Origin of the sequence: Spirillospora sp. NPDC000708 (genome assembly GCF_040299565.1) — a bacterium.
Classification (GTDB): Bacteria; Actinomycetota; Actinomycetes; order Streptosporangiales; family Streptosporangiaceae; genus Spirillospora.
This window is the reverse complement of the sequence record NZ_JBEPCJ010000155.1, coordinates 1-14,908: the sequence shown is the minus strand read 5'-3', so window position 1 is coordinate 14,908 and position 14,908 is coordinate 1. Positions and strand designations below refer to the sequence as shown.

General features: G+C 69.9%; 18 protein-coding genes. 10 read left to right on the top strand and 8 right to left on the bottom strand.

Annotated elements, in window-relative coordinates; all coding sequences use genetic code 11:
- Nucleotides 1-233: 233 nt before the first annotated feature.
- On the bottom strand, nt 234-932 hold the full coding sequence (locus ABT299_RS50430) for a TetR/AcrR family transcriptional regulator (RefSeq protein ID WP_500255205.1): 699 nt from the start codon (nt 930-932) through the stop codon (nt 234-236).
- A gap of 110 nt (nt 933-1,042) precedes the next feature.
- Between ABT299_RS50430 and ABT299_RS50425 the strand changes: the two genes are divergently transcribed.
- From ABT299_RS50425 to ABT299_RS50415, 3 genes are read left to right on the top strand one after another with little or no spacing between them, the layout of a single operon-like run.
- On the top strand, nt 1,043-1,777 hold the full coding sequence (locus tag ABT299_RS50425) for an SDR family oxidoreductase (protein WP_500255204.1): 735 nt from the start codon (nt 1,043-1,045) through the stop codon (nt 1,775-1,777).
- Nucleotides 1,778-1,785: 8 nt separating this feature from the next.
- Nucleotides 1,786-2,682, top strand: coding sequence for an SDR family NAD(P)-dependent oxidoreductase (locus ABT299_RS50420; protein ID WP_500255203.1), 897 nt, complete (start codon nt 1,786-1,788; stop codon nt 2,680-2,682).
- A gap of 24 nt (nt 2,683-2,706) precedes the next feature.
- A complete protein-coding gene (locus tag ABT299_RS50415; RefSeq protein ID WP_131760693.1) occupies nt 2,707-2,913 on the top strand; it encodes a 4-oxalocrotonate tautomerase family protein in 207 nt (68 codons plus the stop codon).
- 944 nt (nt 2,914-3,857) lie between these two features.
- Here the strand turns inward: ABT299_RS50415 and ABT299_RS50410 are convergent.
- The 3 genes from ABT299_RS50410 to ABT299_RS50400 form a co-directional block, all read right to left on the bottom strand.
- Complete coding sequence (locus ABT299_RS50410; RefSeq protein ID WP_500255202.1) at nt 3,858-4,280, bottom strand: hypothetical protein; 423 nt, start codon at nt 4,278-4,280, stop codon at nt 3,858-3,860.
- Nucleotides 4,281-4,443: 163 nt separating this feature from the next.
- On the bottom strand, nt 4,444-4,893 hold the full coding sequence (locus tag ABT299_RS50405) for a nitroreductase family deazaflavin-dependent oxidoreductase (protein WP_500255201.1): 450 nt from the start codon (nt 4,891-4,893) through the stop codon (nt 4,444-4,446).
- Nucleotides 4,890-5,168, bottom strand: a complete 279-nt coding sequence (locus tag ABT299_RS50400) for a DUF6069 family protein (protein WP_500255200.1) — start codon at nt 5,166-5,168, stop codon at nt 4,890-4,892. Before ABT299_RS50400 ends, ABT299_RS50405 begins: the two co-directional genes overlap by 4 nt.
- 113 nt (nt 5,169-5,281) lie before the next feature.
- On the opposite strand from ABT299_RS50400, the gene ABT299_RS50395 reads away from it, so the two are divergent.
- A complete protein-coding gene (locus ABT299_RS50395) occupies nt 5,282-5,773 on the top strand; it encodes a MarR family winged helix-turn-helix transcriptional regulator (protein ID WP_500255199.1) in 492 nt (163 codons plus the stop codon).
- 417 nt (nt 5,774-6,190) lie between these two features.
- Here the strand turns inward: ABT299_RS50395 and ABT299_RS50390 are convergent, their stop codons facing one another.
- The gene (locus ABT299_RS50390; RefSeq protein WP_500255198.1) at nt 6,191-6,409 is read right to left on the bottom strand and encodes a hypothetical protein; all 219 of its coding nucleotides are present in this window, start codon (nt 6,407-6,409) and stop codon (nt 6,191-6,193) included.
- Nucleotides 6,410-7,805: 1,396 nt separating this feature from the next.
- Between ABT299_RS50390 and ABT299_RS50385 the strand changes: the two genes are divergently transcribed.
- From ABT299_RS50385 to ABT299_RS50370, 4 genes are all read left to right on the top strand, one after another.
- A complete protein-coding gene (locus ABT299_RS50385) occupies nt 7,806-8,822 on the top strand; it encodes a serine/threonine-protein kinase (protein WP_500255197.1) in 1,017 nt (338 codons plus the stop codon).
- A gap of 651 nt (nt 8,823-9,473) precedes the next feature.
- A complete protein-coding gene (locus ABT299_RS50380) occupies nt 9,474-9,851 on the top strand; it encodes a VOC family protein (protein WP_500255196.1) in 378 nt (125 codons plus the stop codon).
- A 50-nt stretch (nt 9,852-9,901) separates the two neighbouring features.
- Nucleotides 9,902-10,903, top strand: a complete 1,002-nt coding sequence (locus ABT299_RS50375) for a sigma-70 family RNA polymerase sigma factor (RefSeq protein ID WP_500255206.1) — start codon at nt 9,902-9,904, stop codon at nt 10,901-10,903.
- 190 nt (nt 10,904-11,093) lie between these two features.
- Nucleotides 11,094-11,885 carry an SDR family NAD(P)-dependent oxidoreductase gene (locus tag ABT299_RS50370; protein ID WP_500255195.1) on the top strand — a complete coding sequence of 264 codons (792 nt, stop codon included), beginning with the start codon at nt 11,094-11,096 and terminating at the stop codon, nt 11,883-11,885.
- A 335-nt stretch (nt 11,886-12,220) separates the two neighbouring features.
- Here the strand turns inward: ABT299_RS50370 and ABT299_RS50365 are convergent, their stop codons facing one another.
- Together ABT299_RS50365 and ABT299_RS50360 are read right to left on the bottom strand one after the other, a co-directional pair.
- A complete protein-coding gene (locus ABT299_RS50365; RefSeq protein WP_500255194.1) occupies nt 12,221-12,928 on the bottom strand; it encodes a hypothetical protein in 708 nt (235 codons plus the stop codon).
- A gap of 83 nt (nt 12,929-13,011) precedes the next feature.
- Nucleotides 13,012-13,263: a hypothetical protein gene (locus ABT299_RS50360; RefSeq protein WP_500255193.1), complete on the bottom strand. Its 252-nt coding sequence runs from the start codon at nt 13,261-13,263 to the stop codon at nt 13,012-13,014.
- 648 nt (nt 13,264-13,911) lie between these two features.
- Between ABT299_RS50360 and ABT299_RS50355 the strand changes: the two genes are divergently transcribed.
- Nucleotides 13,912-14,367 carry a hypothetical protein gene (locus ABT299_RS50355; protein WP_500255192.1) on the top strand — a complete coding sequence of 152 codons (456 nt, stop codon included), beginning with the start codon at nt 13,912-13,914 and terminating at the stop codon, nt 14,365-14,367.
- Nucleotides 14,368-14,370: 3 nt separating this feature from the next.
- Nucleotides 14,371-14,568: a hypothetical protein gene (locus ABT299_RS50350; protein ID WP_500255191.1), complete on the top strand. Its 198-nt coding sequence runs from the start codon at nt 14,371-14,373 to the stop codon at nt 14,566-14,568.
- A 37-nt stretch (nt 14,569-14,605) separates the two neighbouring features.
- Here the strand turns inward: ABT299_RS50350 and ABT299_RS50345 are convergent, their stop codons facing one another.
- Entirely contained in the window at nt 14,606-14,782 is a 177-nt protein-coding gene (locus ABT299_RS50345) for a hypothetical protein (RefSeq protein WP_500255190.1), read from the bottom strand.
- Between the last annotated feature and the right edge of the window lie 126 nt (nt 14,783-14,908).

Here is a 14,908-nt window from a genome sequence, read left to right as displayed (position 1 = left end):
GTTCTTCTTGGTCGATGAACCATCTACCGGAGACCTCACTGCGTCCGGCTCACAACACGCCGACACTCACCCCACTTCGAAACACGGCCTAGTCGAATCGATACCGCACCGTGTGATCACCGACCTGCGGAAACCGGGCGAACATGCCTGCGGACCGAACTCCAGGCCAGGTCCCGCCCACCTGACCAGGCTCGGCGCCAGGGGATCTCTCTGACGACCCTAAGCGCCAAAGTTCAGGAACGGTGTGTGATGCGCTCGAGCCACCGTTGAAGGAGAGCGGTCTCGACCGGTTCGAGGGCCTCGGTACCGCCGAGTTGGAGTTGCGCGTGCAGGCGCAGCGCGGCGGTGTGCAGTGGGTCGGCGTCGTTCTGAGCGGACGTTGTGGTCAGCACGTGCGAGAACACGGCGTCCCGCATGCGGTGGGAGAGCATCGGGTCCTCGAACAGGGCGGGTCGGGTGATGTGGTCCAGGGCGGTCCCGATGTTCGCCGAGAGGATCAGCTGAGCGGCGGTTCGCGGCTCCAGCCTCAGTGCGCCCACCGCCGCGCACCGTGTGAGCGCGGCCACCAGCAGGTCCATCACGCGCTCTCGCGCCGTCGAGTGCGACCACGGACGCGGCGTGAACATCAGCTGGTAGAGGGCCGGGTTCTCCTGGGCGAACGCCATGTGGCCGTCCCACCCGGCGTGCAGGTCGGCGACCGGGTCGCCGGTCTGCTCCTGGGCGGCCTTGAGCGCGGTGTACCGCTCGTACCCGTGGTCGGCGACGGCGTCCAGCAGCCCGCGCTTGTCACCGAACAGCCGGTAGAGCACGGGCTGGCTCACCCCGACCGCCTCGCAGACCGCGCGCGTGGCGACCTCGTGGTCGGAGGACGACGCCAGCTGCCGCTCCGCGGCCTCGATCATCGCCGCGCGAAGCGGGTCCGTCTCTGCCATGCGATCGATGATACCGCCAGCCGCTAACGATGCTACGACCGTGTGCTACGGTGAGGTCGTAACGTCGATACGAACGCTTCGTATCGGCGATAAGAGCAAGGGGTTTCTCCATGAGTGATCAGCGTGTGGCCGTCGTCAGTGGCGGCTCCCGCGGGATAGGCAAGGCGATCGCGGCGGCGCTGGCGGCACGCGGCTTCGCGGTCGCGGTGGGTTTCCAGGGGGCGGCCTCCGCCGCGGCGCGGGTGGTGGAGGAGATCACGGCGTCCGGCGGCCGGGCGATCCCGGTCCAGGCCGACGTCGCCGACGAGGGCGCCGTCGCGGAGATGTTCGACGCCGCCGAGAACTCCTTCGGCGGGGTCGATGTGGTCGTCAACTCGGCGGGACGGCTGGCGCTGTCCCCGATCGCCGACCTCGATCTGGACGAGCTGGACGCCCTGCACCGCACCAACATCCGCGGCGCGTTCGTGATGGCCCGCGAGGCCGCCCGCCGCGTCCGCGAGGGGGGCGCGATCGTGAACCTGTCCACCTCCGTGGTCGGCCTGCAGTTCCCGAGCTACGGGGCGTACGCCGCGAGCAAGGGCGCCGTCGAGGCGATGACGCTGGTGCTCGCCCGCGAGCTTCGCGGACGCGACATCACGGTCAACGCCGTCGCGCCCGGCCCGACCGCCACCGAGCTGTTCCTGGACGGCAAGGACGAGGCGACGATCGAGCATCTCGCCAAGCAGCCGCCGCTGGAGCGGCTCGGCACCCCCGAGGACATCGCCGAGGTCGTCTCCTTCCTGGCCAGTCCGGCCGGGCACTGGATCAACGGGCAGGTCGTGCGCGCGAACGGCGGCATCATCTGATGGCCGCCGTGCGACAGGTCATCGTCGTCACCGGGGCCTCCAGCGGGTTCGGCCGGCTGACGGCCGTGGCCCTGGCACGGGACGGGCACGCCGTCGCCGCCGGCATGAGGCGTACCGCGGACCGCAACGCACCTGCCGTCGCCGCCCTGCACCGGCTCGCCGTCGAGGAGGACCTCGAGCTGTCGGCGGTCGAGCTGGACGTGCAGTCGCAGGAGTCCGCCGACCTGGCCGTGGGCACCGTCCTGGATCGGTACGGCCGCCTCGACGCCGTCGTCCACAACGCGGGCCACATGGTCCTGGGTCCGGCCGAGGCGTTCACGGCCGAGGACCTCGCCGCCGTCTACGACGTCAACGTCCTCGGCGCCCAACGGGTCAACCGCGCCGCACTGCCGCACCTGCGCGTCCAGGGCTCCGGACTGCTCGTGTGGGTGGGAAGCTCCTCCACCCGAGGCGGCCACCCGCCGTTCCTCGCCCCGTACTTCGCGGCCAAGGCCGCCATGGACGCCCTCGCGGAGAGCTACGCCGCCGAGCTCATCCGGTTCGGCATCGAGACCTCCATCGTCGTCCCCGGCGCCTTCACCTCGGGCACCAACCACTTCGCCAACGCGGGCGGACCATCGGACACGGACCGCGACAAGGCCTACGAGGAGCCCTACGGCGAGCTCCGCGCCGGCCTGACCGACCGGCTGAACCGCTTGATCCCACCGGACGCCAGGGCGGAGTCCGTCGCCGACGAGATCGTCCGCATCGTCGGCCTCCCAGCGGGCCGGCGGCCGTTCCGCAGCCACGTCGATCCTAGCAAGGACGGCAGCGAGGTGGTCTCCATCGTCGCCGACCGGATCCGCGCCGAGTTCTACCAACGCGTGGGCATCGAGGACCTGCTGTCCTCGACCGCCTCCCTCTGAATCACCCAACGAAAGGAAATCGTCATGCCGTTCGCCAACCTCAAGGTCCCCGCCGACACCCTGACCCCCGAGTCCAAGAAGAAGCTCATCGACGCCGTCACCGACGCCTACGCCGACGTGTACGGCGAGCGCGCCAGGGCGACCACCCTGGTCCTCGTCGACGAGGTCCCCGACGGCGGCTGGGGGCTCGGCGGCAACATCCTCACCGCTGAGATGCTCGGCCGCAGCTGACCCACTCCCGGGGCCGGGCAGCCGCCCGGCCCCGGCCTACTCGCCGGCGACAATGGAGGGCGCCCCGCATGCCGCGCGCGGCCGGTGAGCGGGCACCGGGTCGAGTTCGACTCCACGGCCGAGGCCCAGGCTCTTTGCTTGCCGCGGGATCCGTTCCCCCTCGGACGCCCCGTACAGGGCGGCCAGCGCTTCCTGTAGATCGCGGCGCGCGTGGATCGGGTGGAACACGTGTCATCCCAGCGCCTTCTATCTCGCGCGCCGTCCGGGACTCGGTGGGGCTCGGGGACGAGGCCGCCCGTCCCCGAGCCCCGGCGCCGGAGGGGGTCGGCGCCGGCATATGTGAGCGCCCTCCCGGGGTCCGACCGCACGCCAGCGGACCCCGGGAGGACCGGTTCCCGGTCGCGGCCCGGCCGCCCCGCCGGCGAACACCGCACCGCTCGGTGCGGGGGGCGGGCCGCGCGAGTGCCGATGCCCGGACCGGGCAGGGCCAAACAAGCGCCTGGTAGCGGCGCTGGCGGCCCCTCGGGCGCACTCCGGGAGAGCCCGGCCGAGTAGGTGGTAACTCCCATTGCCCTGCGGTCCCGGGCCTGTGGCCCCGTCTGCTCACCCACAGCCCGCCTCGGCATAACCAGACTGAACCGTCGCGGCGGTCGCACGGAGCTCGCCGCGACGAACCATGACACCGTGGAGGCCCGAACCTTCCCCTCCAGTGGAGAAGTCTGGGCCTGCACGCTTTGCGGGGTGAGGGTGCAAGAGGGGCGATCGTCCCAGGCCGGGAGGGTTCCCCAAGGCAGGGAAGTGGTCCGATGACCGGGCTCTCTTGCAGGCTGATGCAGAGTTCCCGGCGCCTTCCCCGGCCATCGGGAGCCCGTGTGTCGGCCCCGGGGCGGGCGCGACCTACGTGCCCGGGAAGGATCGTCGGGAGCCGGTGGTATGCCTTGTCTTTAGTTGTGCAGCGGTGATTCGCCGATGGGGGTGTTCTGTGCCGCTGCGAGCCACCATCGCCCGGCGCGTTCGACCAGGACGTACAGTGCCATCTCGGAGAATCCGTCGGCGTCGGCTGCCTGCCGGCGGATGTGTGTCACCACCACGCCGGGTGCGGGGGCGAGTGCGGTGACCACCTCGAACCGTGACGCTGGTGCGGCGTTCGCCACCATGAGCCGTCGGTGGATGGCGTTCAGTTCGGTGTAGCCGGCCACGGTGGCTCCGTAGGGGCTGCCCCACAGCACGTCTGCCGCGAAGGCGGAGTTGTAGAGGTCGGCGTCGCGGGTCTCGCCGGCCCGCTGCAGTGTCGCGGCGAAGTCGGCTGCCACTGTCTGTGCGCTCACGGCCTGTTGGTGGTCGCTCAGGGCGGGTCGCGTCTTCATGGTTCCTCTATCCGTTTCCGTCTGGGTTCGGTGCGGGATCGATGGGGTGCCGGAGTTCGGCACGGAAGGGCGCCGTTGGTGGGGCCAGCGCGCGCTCGCCGGGGCGGCGGCGGTCGTGTCGGGGGTTCTCCGGGGATGCTGGGGGTGGCTCGGTCCGGTCCGGTTACCCGGGCGGGGCCTGCGGGGTGAGGATCACCAGGGGCAGTTCGCGTGCTGATTCCTCTTGGTACTTGGCGTATTGGGGGAACAGTTCGGTCATGATCTGCCACAGCCGGGGCTTCTCCTCGGCGGTGGCGGTGCGGGCGGTCGCGGTGAAGTGGTCCGGACCGACCTGCAGTGACACCGTCGGGGTTTCGGTGAGGTTGAGGTACCAGGCCGGGTGGCGTTCCGCGCCGCCGTTGGAGGCGACCAGCAGGAAGCGGTCCTGGTCGCGGCCGTAGATCAGCGCGGTGCGGCGGAGTTTGCCCGACCTGCGGCCGCGGGTGGTGAGCAGCAGCGTTGGCCAGCCCTGGTAGAGGTGACCCTGGACGCCTCCGGTTTCGAGGTAGGCGCGGATGTGATCGGCGACCCACGGGGTGGGGCTGTCGACGATCTCGTTCTCCTGCGCTGTCATCGCCCGCTCCCGTTGTCGGCGGCCCGGGGCGTGGTCGTCCACCAGAAGACGGGGATCAGAACGGCTCCGACGGCCACATGGGTAAGGGCGAGCACCGCTTTGCTCCCGCCGGAAGCCTGCACGCCGATGATGGGCAGGAACGACACCGCGAGCAGGATCAGAGCGGCGGCCGCCCAGATCGCTGGCGCGGCCGCGACCGCACTCGCCGCGGCGAGTGCCTGTGCAGGTCCTGGACTCCTACGGCCGGCGCGTCGACCCGTGGTCGCCTGTGTCATCGCGACATCTCCTTCAGGTACCTCATAGTTCAGTTCCTTAAGTTTCTTGGAGCGTAGCACTTACTTCAGGAGCTCAACAATCCAGTTGCTTAAGCGGCGGCTATGCTGGTCGCATGCGCTCCAATGCCGACGCCGACGCCGACGCCGAAACCGGTGCCGGCACCGACGCCGATGCGGTCGTAGCTGAGCTGAGCGGACTGGTCTTCGAGGTCACCGGGCGGCTGCGCGCCCAGTTCAACGCCGCCGCGGCGGAGCTCGGCCTCCCCCCGGCCCAGGCGCTCGTCCTGACCAACCTGTCCGGCCCCGCCCCGATGCGTCAGCTGGCCGACTGGCTGTCATGCGAGCCGTCCAACGTCACCGGCATCGTCGACGGCCTGGAGCGCCGCGGCATGGTGACCCGCCGGCCCGCTCCGGGCGACCGCCGGGTCAAGCACGTGGTGCTCACCGAAGCCGGCGAGCGCAAGCGCCGGGAGTTGCGCTCCAGCGCCCACGCGCTGGCCCGGACCTTTTTCGAACTCCCCGGCTCCGACCAGCGGCACCTCCGTGACCTGCTGGCACGCGTCCTCGCCGGCCCATCGGCAAGCACGGATGCCGAAGCCGGCTGAGACGCCGAAGCGCCACGCCCTGTCGGCGGGCTCTCGTCGATCGGCGCTGACCATCCCCGACCGGGCCCGTGGAAGACGGTGGGTACTCCCGGCAGGGCGCGCCCGGGCACGATTCTCAACAGACACGGCGCCGCCTTGGTTCGCACCTGGAACCAAGATCGCTGCGTGTTGAGACGGTCGATGGGGCGCGGCGGCCGCCCGGATCGCCTCGGGTGCGCTGGCCGAGGGAGCAAGCTGCGGCGGACGGGGGCGGTGGCCGAGTCCGGGTTGACGAGCCGGGTGGTCAATGGTGCGTGGCGGGCGTTGGTCGCTGCCGGAACGGTGGCGGTGCCGCCCAATCGTGAGGAGTTCGTGAAGGCGCCCGAGCCGCGCCGCTGCCGCGGCGCGGACCTCGGCCTCTGGACGGTGGGGCGGAGATTAGGCGTCCTCGTCTGGCGCCAACACGCTCTGGGCGGCAGTGGTGAACGCCCCGTAGGCCAGGTGGTACTGCTCCTCAAGGCTCGCCAGCTCAGCCCGCATCTCTTCGAGCCCGCCAGCGGGGCCGAGCACCAGCTCCACCCGCTGCTGCTGTCTCTTGCTCAGCGCCTCCGCCCGTCGCGAGACCGCCTGCGGGTCAAGGGGCAGCACATATGCCACGGCCCGCCGCAGCTCCGCGAGTGTCCGCTGTGCCTCCTGCGCGGCATCGCGGACAGCCGGGCCCGTCGGCCAGGGGCGCGCCGCCTGCCGCCTCCTGGCGCAGCTCCCACACCTGCGCGAAGGCCGCGTGCGCGTCATCGCAGCGGTCCAGCACCCGCGCGTACGCCGCACGCCGTTCCTCCCACAACCTCGCCCGGCCCTGCGCCCCGGCTTCCTCGCGCACTTGCAGCACCGCCGCCTTCCGCTGCACCCAGGCGCCGCCCAGAGTGCCCAGCACCGCCAGCGATGAAGCCCACGGCGCCGCTATGCCCTGATCCACAATCTGAGCCCTTCCGTCAGTTGCCTTCGGCGTCGCGCGGCTGACGGTACAGCCGATCTGTCACGAGGGCGGGTTGGGACTGACGTCCGCGAGACGATCTACATACTTCGGAACGAAGTGGAGAGGCCGGTCAACGCGTTTATCCATTGCTTGGTGCCCTCACCGCCGGGCGCTGCCCACAGCCCGAGCACGTCGCGTTCGCCGGGACGGGCAACTCGCCGAGCGCCCGCGCGGGGTGGACGATGTAACGGGTACGGCGCCCGGTACGAGTGCGGGTGAGGTAACCGTCGGTCTCCAGTTCGCGCAGGATGCGCTGACCGGCGCGTTCAGTGATCCCGGTGCGCTCGGCGGTGTCACGGATCCGCCGGTCGGGGCGTAGGCGACGGCAGCCAGGATGCGGGCGTGGTTTTCAGGAACGTCCAGGGCTTGGCGCTGGCATCCAGGGGTGCGGTCTTACGATCGCAGGTTCACGGTTCAGGATTACCGAACCCTACTTCCGGTGACGCTGCTGGCGGCGACCTGCCGACCGTGCCAAGCACCCTCTGGGTTAAGGCCCCGGCATGGGAGCGGGCCGGTGACGCGGAGCCGCTCTCTTGATAGTCGGCCGGCTGTATCAGGACGCACCGTCGACACCGCGGCAGGCGACGCGAGCAGGCGGCACCAGCGGCCCTTGAGCAGGTCCATCCCGAGTGCTGGGTGACATTCGTAGGGGTTGTGGCGCTGGAGGAGGTGAAGGCCATGAAACCCCGTCGTGGCCTTGCTCCAGGCGGCCCAGCGGACTGGGGCAGCCTGTAGCACCGCCCCACCCCCGTCGTCCCCGAACGGGGGTGGGGCCCGCAGCCTCGATGCATCCACTCGGCCACGGTGGCGCTGCACCCGCGCTGGGCGATCACCCGGCCCCTGACGGGTAGCGGGCAGAGGGAAACGGTCTTGGTGTGACAGAGCGGTCGTTCCGGGCGCTCTATCAAGTGGAGGTGCGCAGGCGGGAAGGCGTGGTGGGCCCGCTTGGGTAGGCCGTCGCATGGGGCGCTGAGGTCTGGAGTGATGGGACGACACGGACGCGCGGCAGAGGGCTCGGTGCTGCTGGCCGGCCGGTATCAGTTGATCGAGCCGGTCGGGCGGGGCGGCATGGCCGAGGTGTGGTGCGCCAAGGATGTGTCGCTGGACCGCCTGGTCGCGGTGAAGTTGCTGGATCGCATTCGATTCACCGGCTCGCACCAGGGCACGCCCCGCGACGATGCGGCAGGCACGACCGGTGAACGGATCTTGCGGGAGGCCCGTTACGCCGCCCGGCTGGTGCATCCCAACGTGGTGCAGATCTATGACGTGGCCGCCGACGGCGAACGCGTTTTCCTGATCATGGAGCTGGTCTCCGGCCGTAACCTGTCCGCGGTCTTGGACGGGCAAGGTCCGTTGGCGCCCTCGCAGGTCGCAGACCTGGGTGCACAGGCCGCCCGGGCGCTGGCCGCCGCCCACACGGCCGGTGTCGTGCACGGCGACGTCAAGCCGGCCAACCTGCTGCTGACCGATGACGGCGTTCTCAAGCTCACCGATTTCGGCATTGCCCGTCGTCTGGGCCTCGCCACCTCCGGCCAACCTGCTCGGGTAGTGCTGGGCACCGCCGGTTACGTGGCTCCTGAACTCGTTCTGGGGCACCCGCCAAGCCGTGCCAGCGACCTTTACGCACTGGGATGCGTGCTGTACGAACTGTCCACCGGAGAGCGACCTTTCGAGGCCGACACCTCCACTGCGCTATTCCACCGACACCTGCGCGAATCCCCGACCCCACCCAGTCGGCTGCAACCCCTGATATCAACAGAGTTGGAGCAGGCGATACTGCGCCTGCTGGCCAAGCAGCCCGACACCCGGCCCATCGATGCCACACGTGTGGCCGATGCGCTTGAGATCATCGCCCGGTCCCGTTCGACGAGCGTGACGGTGAACGAGCCGACCGACGCCACTCAGGGATCGGCCGCCCAAGGTCCCACCCGTGCCCGGCGCGCCCGCCACCGCGCCAAGACACCTACTCGTCCGTCCCTGGCCCCACTTCATCGATGGCTCGGTGGGGGCACCGGCCGCCCCTCATCGTTTTGATCAGCACTAGCGCTGAGCGTCTTCGGAACGGTTCCCCTCGTTGGGCGCGTGTTGATCGGGACGCGGACCGGTCTTCACCGTAGGGGAGAGGAGGTCGCGTGCCTTCGCGGCCCAGGCGCAGCGGTGCTCGGCGGTGGTCAGACGCTGCTCGGCCTGGCCGGGGTCGCCGGTGGCTGCCTGCTCCAGCAGTGTTGCGGCACGCTCGTGCCCCGATGCGGAGGGCAGCACCGCCGGCGCTGCCCAATTCACGGGGCTGGGACCGCCATGAGGAGAGCGGCGTTCAACGCTCCTTCTTCGGCCTCCGCAACGCGATCGGGCAGGAGTTCGGTTGACGTGCCACCTTCTGGACCATCGTGTCGCGCTGATGAGGTGCGGGGAATGTCCTCGGCGGCCGCTCCCGCCGACCGGGCCGTGCTCCCCGCGGTCTACGGGTCCGTCCGCGCGCTCACGGGGGTGTCAGCGATCGTCGCCGTGGCGGCAGCTTCCGCCGTCGTACGCTCCTCGGCGCAGGGAGATGACCTTGCGCGGGCCGCCGCTCACGTTCCTTCGACTTCGTCCGACGATCCGGCCGCTGTCCGGATCGATTCCTTTCGGCGGGTCGCCGAGTCGATAGATGGACGCAACTCCGATGACGAGCGAGAAGGAGCGATCATGCCAGAGTCGACAGGGATCCGGCTGGGCGGCCTCGTGCTCGGCAGCGGCGATCCGGAACGGCTCAGCGCCTGGTACCGCGCGGCGTTCGTTCCGTCGGCCGGGCCCGGCACCGTCCTGATGGTCGGCGGCAGCCGGTTGGTCTTCGACCGCCGTGACGATCTCCAGCCGAGCACGCGGGAGCCGGGCAGGATTCTTATCAACTTCTATGTCGAGGACATCAAGGCGGTCGTCGCTCACCTGATGGCGCTGGGCGTGACGCGGTGGATCCGGCCCGTGGAGGACTTCGGCCCGGGCCTCATCGCAACGGTGGAGGATCCGGTCGGGAATTACGTGCAGGTCGTCGAGTTGGCCGCCCGGCCCGGCGCCGGGCGGTGACACAGGTGGCCGACACCCGCGTCAAGGCCGGTCGATCGGCCGGGGAGACGGTGCCGCCGGACAACGGTGTCTTCACACGGCTGACTTCTCCCTACCGGCTGGAACTGCTGGCCTACTGCTACCGCATGCTCGGTTCGGTGCACGATGCCGAAGACCTCGTGCAGGAGACGTACATTCGTGCGTGGCGCTCCTATGAGGCGTTCGAGGGCAGGTCGTCACTGCGCACCTGGCTTTACCGGATCGCCACCAACGTCTGCCTCACCGCCCTTGAGCATCGCAAGCGCCGGCCGCTTCCCTCGGGGCTCGGAGGTCCTACCGATGATCCGGAAGGCCCTCTGGCGCCGCCGCCGGAAGTCACCTGGCTCGAGCCCTTCCCCGACCATCTGGTCCGGGGTGACCCCGCCACGATCGTCGCGGCGCGGGCAAGCCTGCGGCTGGCGCTGGTCGCCGCCCTGCAGTATCTGCCCCCGCGCCAGCGCGCCGTCCTCATCCTGCGCGACGTACTGGCACTGCGCGCGACCGAGGTCGCCGATCTGCTCGGCATATCCGTCGCCGCGGTCAAGAGCATCCTGCAACGCGCTCGAGCCCGGCTCGGCCAGGTGGCGCCCTCTGAAGACGACACGACCGAGGTCACCGGCGCCGACCAGCGGGAACTGCTGGACCGCTATGTCGCGGCCTTCGAGAACGCCGACGTCGCCGCTCTGTTGGGGCTGCTGACCGAGGACGCCGTGCTGGAGATGCCGCCCACGTCCTCCTGGTTCGCCGGTCGGGAGTCCATCGTCCGGTTCTTCGGGGCCAGGGTCCTCACCGTGCCAGGTGCCATCCGGATGGTGGCGACCTCGGCCAACGGGCAGCCCACAGCCGCCATGTACCAGCGCGGCGAAGACGGCGTTCACCACCTTCACGCGTTGATGGTCCTGACGGCGTCCGGCGGCGGGATCACGCGCATTTCCGCGTTCCGCGACCCGCAGTTGTTCGAGTATTTCGGACTCTCCCGGGCCCTCGGCCCTGCTCCGTCAAGTCCCCAGCCCGGCGAATCGGCACCTCTGTAGACGCAAGAAGTTCGACGGCGAGGGCAGGGCGCTTCCACCCTGCCCTCAGGCGTTGATGACCCCGGCTCACCTGTGTAAATACGAGACTTCGGTGAACGGGTGCGGGCAGGACGATTCCTTTCGGCCCGCCGCCGAGTCGACACCATTGACGGAAAGCCCGTCACCGACATAGACAATTGGGAGCCGGACAATGCTGCTCGAAAGCAAGAACGCCATCATTTACGGAGCGAGCGGTTCCATCGGAAGCGCGGTCGCTCACACCTTCGCCGCCGAAGGGGCGAGGGTGTTCCTGGCCGGGCGGAACCTCGCCGGGCTGGAGGCGGTCGCCGAGAAGATCCGCGCCGCCGGGGGAGAGGCCGAGGCCGCCGTGGTGGACGCGCTGGACGACGCCGCCGTCCAGGCGCACGTCGAGGAGGTCGCCGAGACGGCCGGCAGCGTGGACGTCTCCTTCAACGCCATCAGCCTGCCCCAGACCCGGATCCAGGGCACGTCCCTGGCCGACCTGTCACCCGACGACTTCGACCTGCCCATGACCACCTACCCCAAGGCCAACTTCCTGACCGCCAGGGCAGCGGGACGGTGCATGACCGCCCAGGGCGCGGGCGTGATCCTGACGATCACGGCGAGCCCGTCGCGCACGGCCGTCCCGCTGATGGGCGGTATGGCGCCGGCGTGGGCGGCGGTCGAGTCGCTGTCGCGGGGCCTGGCCGCCGAGCTGGGACCGCACGGTGTGCGGGTCGTGTGCCTGAACGCCGCCGGGATGCCCGAGACGCCGCAGCTCACCGAGGTGTACGGGCTGCACGCCGACGCCTACGGCATCAGCCGCGAGGCGTTCCACCAGCGCATGGCCGACCGGACCCTGCGCAAGCGGCTGCCCACGGTCGCTGAGATCGCCGATGTGGCCGCCTTCGTCGCCTCGGACCGTTCCGGCGCGATGACCGGCGCGATCGCCAACCTCAGCGGCGGCATGATCGCCGACTGAGAGCACGGGCGGCGCCCGGCTCCGGGCGCCGCCCTCCCGGTCACCTGACCTGCGCGGCGACGCGCTTGACGGCCTGGACGCCGACCGCGGGCTGGTCGACGTAGCAGTAGTGCCGGCACGTGGAAGACGGCTGGCCGCGAGCGTGATCGTCAGCGGGCCGGGCCGTCCGCCGGTGGGACGACCGCCGTGCTGGCGGCCTTTGCCGGCGGACATCTGTGAGTGGGGGTGGGCGGTCCTAAAAGTGCTGGCTGGTGGCCAGGGTCTGTGCTGGTAGGCGGGCACTGGAGTGCCACACCCCCGAGACGGAGATGGCGTGGGTGGCACCGCGCGGTCGGCTAAACGGTCCGACTCGCTCCGGCCACATGCCTTTCCCACACGGCTCGGCTGTTGGGTCGTTCGGGGTGCCGCAGCATGTCCAGTACGTAGGTGGCGTGGAGCCTGGCCCACGGGTTGGGCTGCTCGGCCACAGAGGCCACTCGATTGCGGAGTTCGGGGCTGTCGATGACGCGTGCGATGCCGACGTAGCGTCTGTCTTTGCAGCGGTAGGCCCTGGCCAGGACGAGTTCAAGCATGGCGGCGAGGCGTTCGCGGGTGATGTCCTCGTGTCCGGGGACGGCGAGAGCTCGCAGCCAGCTTTCCTTGGTCCCCCAATGCTTGGCGTGTGTGGTCCAAAGGTCTGGGTAGCGGGCCTCCCATTCCAGGAAGTTGAGGACGTAGGGCAGCCCGGGCCAGTGCGGCACGTCCTTCGCGGAGACCTGCTGCCAGAGGCCGGAGGGGAAGCCGTAACGCTGCGCGGCGATGTGCTCGGCGATGGACTGGCGGAACGCTGGATCGCTGTAGTCGGCGTTGGTGCGGTGCCAATGCCTGTTCATTCGCTGAAGCGCCGCCGACACGGCGGCTCCGGTGGCCATATGGTGCCGCAGGGCGACTTCCCGCTCGGCCGGGACTGCGGAAATCAGCCCGTGGGTCCACCCGAGGCGGGCCTCCCAGCCTTCGTCGAACATGTGAGTCAGCGTATGGGTGATCGCGATCTTGTGGATCACCCGGTATCGATTCCGCCGAACCCTGCCAGCACGCCTCCTTGTTCAACCCCAGTCCGTCACCCGAGCGGCACTTCCATGTCCACTTACCAGCACCCCCGATGTCCACCCATCTCCCAGACCGCGTTGCGGGGGCGACGGCGGCCGCTGGGCGTACACACGCCGATGCGCTGCACGCCCTCCTCGTCCTCGGCGAACGCCGCACGCTCGGCGGGGGTCCGCTCGCGGGCGAACGTCCGCTCCAGCGACCGGAGCGACATCCAGGCAGCATCGGCCCACCCCGTCACCAGGAACTGCGGTACCGGAACCCCGGCGGCCAGCACCTCACCCAGCGGCACCGGTCTTCCGGCGGCCGATTCCCGTCCGACGACGCCGTCCCGGTCGACGCGCGCCGTCCGGTGTGTCGCGAGCGGCGGCATGCGCCGCGGCGACCGCGTCCCGCGCCCGGTGCACCGCGCGACGCTGCCATGAAAGTAGGCGAACGCTTGCCGGTCGGTGTCGATCTGTCCGGTACGGCTCGCGCCCCGGGCGACGGTCGCGCGCTCGCCGCCCGGGCGTTCGGTGGAGCCGGCCGGTGACGGTAACCCGGCAGCGGATCAGCCATGGACGCGCTACGGACCGCGCCAGGGGGCCGCCCAGTCTCGGGGCTGCGGCGTTCGATTAGTGCCCGTTCCGCCATCGCCTCTGTTCTCGGAGGCGCCGGGCTAGCGCCTCGCTGCCGTCATGACGGCACACCCCGCTCACGAAAGGAGCCGTAACCAGCACCTGAACGTGAATGCGGGACCCGGAGGTGCGCCAACACCGCCCGAAGCCCTGAGCCCTCATCAGAACACACCTCTCGAAAGGGCCTGTGCGCGATGAAATGCATGGTCCAACGCGGCCGGGACGGCGCCCGTTCGATCTCGCTGCCTTGATTCCGGGCGCGGGGTCGACGCGAGGAAAGCCTGGCAATAGGCTCCGGTGGTCGTTCACGAGGAAGGGTGGTCATGGGATTCAACCATTCGGTCATCGCGGTCGAGAACCTGCCGGTCGACGAGGTCGCCTCGCGGTTGGGCAAGCGGGCCGGCGGCCGGACGACCGATTACGACACCGCCATCTCCAGCCGTACACCGGGCTGGTGCGTCGGCCCGCCGATCGACGGCTGGACCTTCCTCGTCGACCAGAAGCGCACGCTCCACAACGACGAGGACGGATTGCGCAGCCTCAGTACCGGCACGCGGCTCCTCACCTTCGAGGTCACGGAGACGTCGATGGGCTTCAGTGCCGCCTGCTGGACCGACGGCGGGATGACGTGGAAAGCGGCGGTGGAGGACGAGGGCGGTCTGCTCTATACCATCGGGGAGCCGCCGCCGCCCTTCGCTGAACTCGTGGAAATCGAGAGCGAAGGCGCCAAGGCGGCGGACCATCTCGAATTCTGCCTCGCCCCGCCGCGCGAGGAGTAGGAGGTGTTCGAATTCGATCCGGACACCCTGCCGGGGCGGCGGGCCGCCATGCTGAACGTCCCGGTACGAACGGCCCGTGCGGTATCCGGAGGAAACGAGGCGCCGATCATTGAGGTCTTCGCCAGAATCACGGGCTACCGATACAACACCGGCGGAGCCCTCGACCGGTTGCACGTTCTCAGCGAGAACCCCGCCCATTGACCGGAACTGGCATTCGTCCTGTAGGACGGCGATCCGTCTAGCGGACGGTGTGCAGGGTCACGGATACTCGTCGGCCGCGGAGCACCCGTCCGGCCGGGCCGGGGGCGGTCTTGCGCGACGGGATGGCGTTGCGCCAGGTGAATCGCGCCGGACTCGTCATCACGCACAGGCTGCCGGGGTCGAGACGCACCGGGACGCGCGTCCCGGCCTCCATCAGACCGAGGTCTCCAAGTGCGGCTGGAGTACTAGGGCGTGTCTCAAAGGCAGGTCAGCCAATCGTTGATGACGGCGATGTGGAGGACGGCCTCGTAGCGGACGGCGACCTTGTCATACCGCGTGG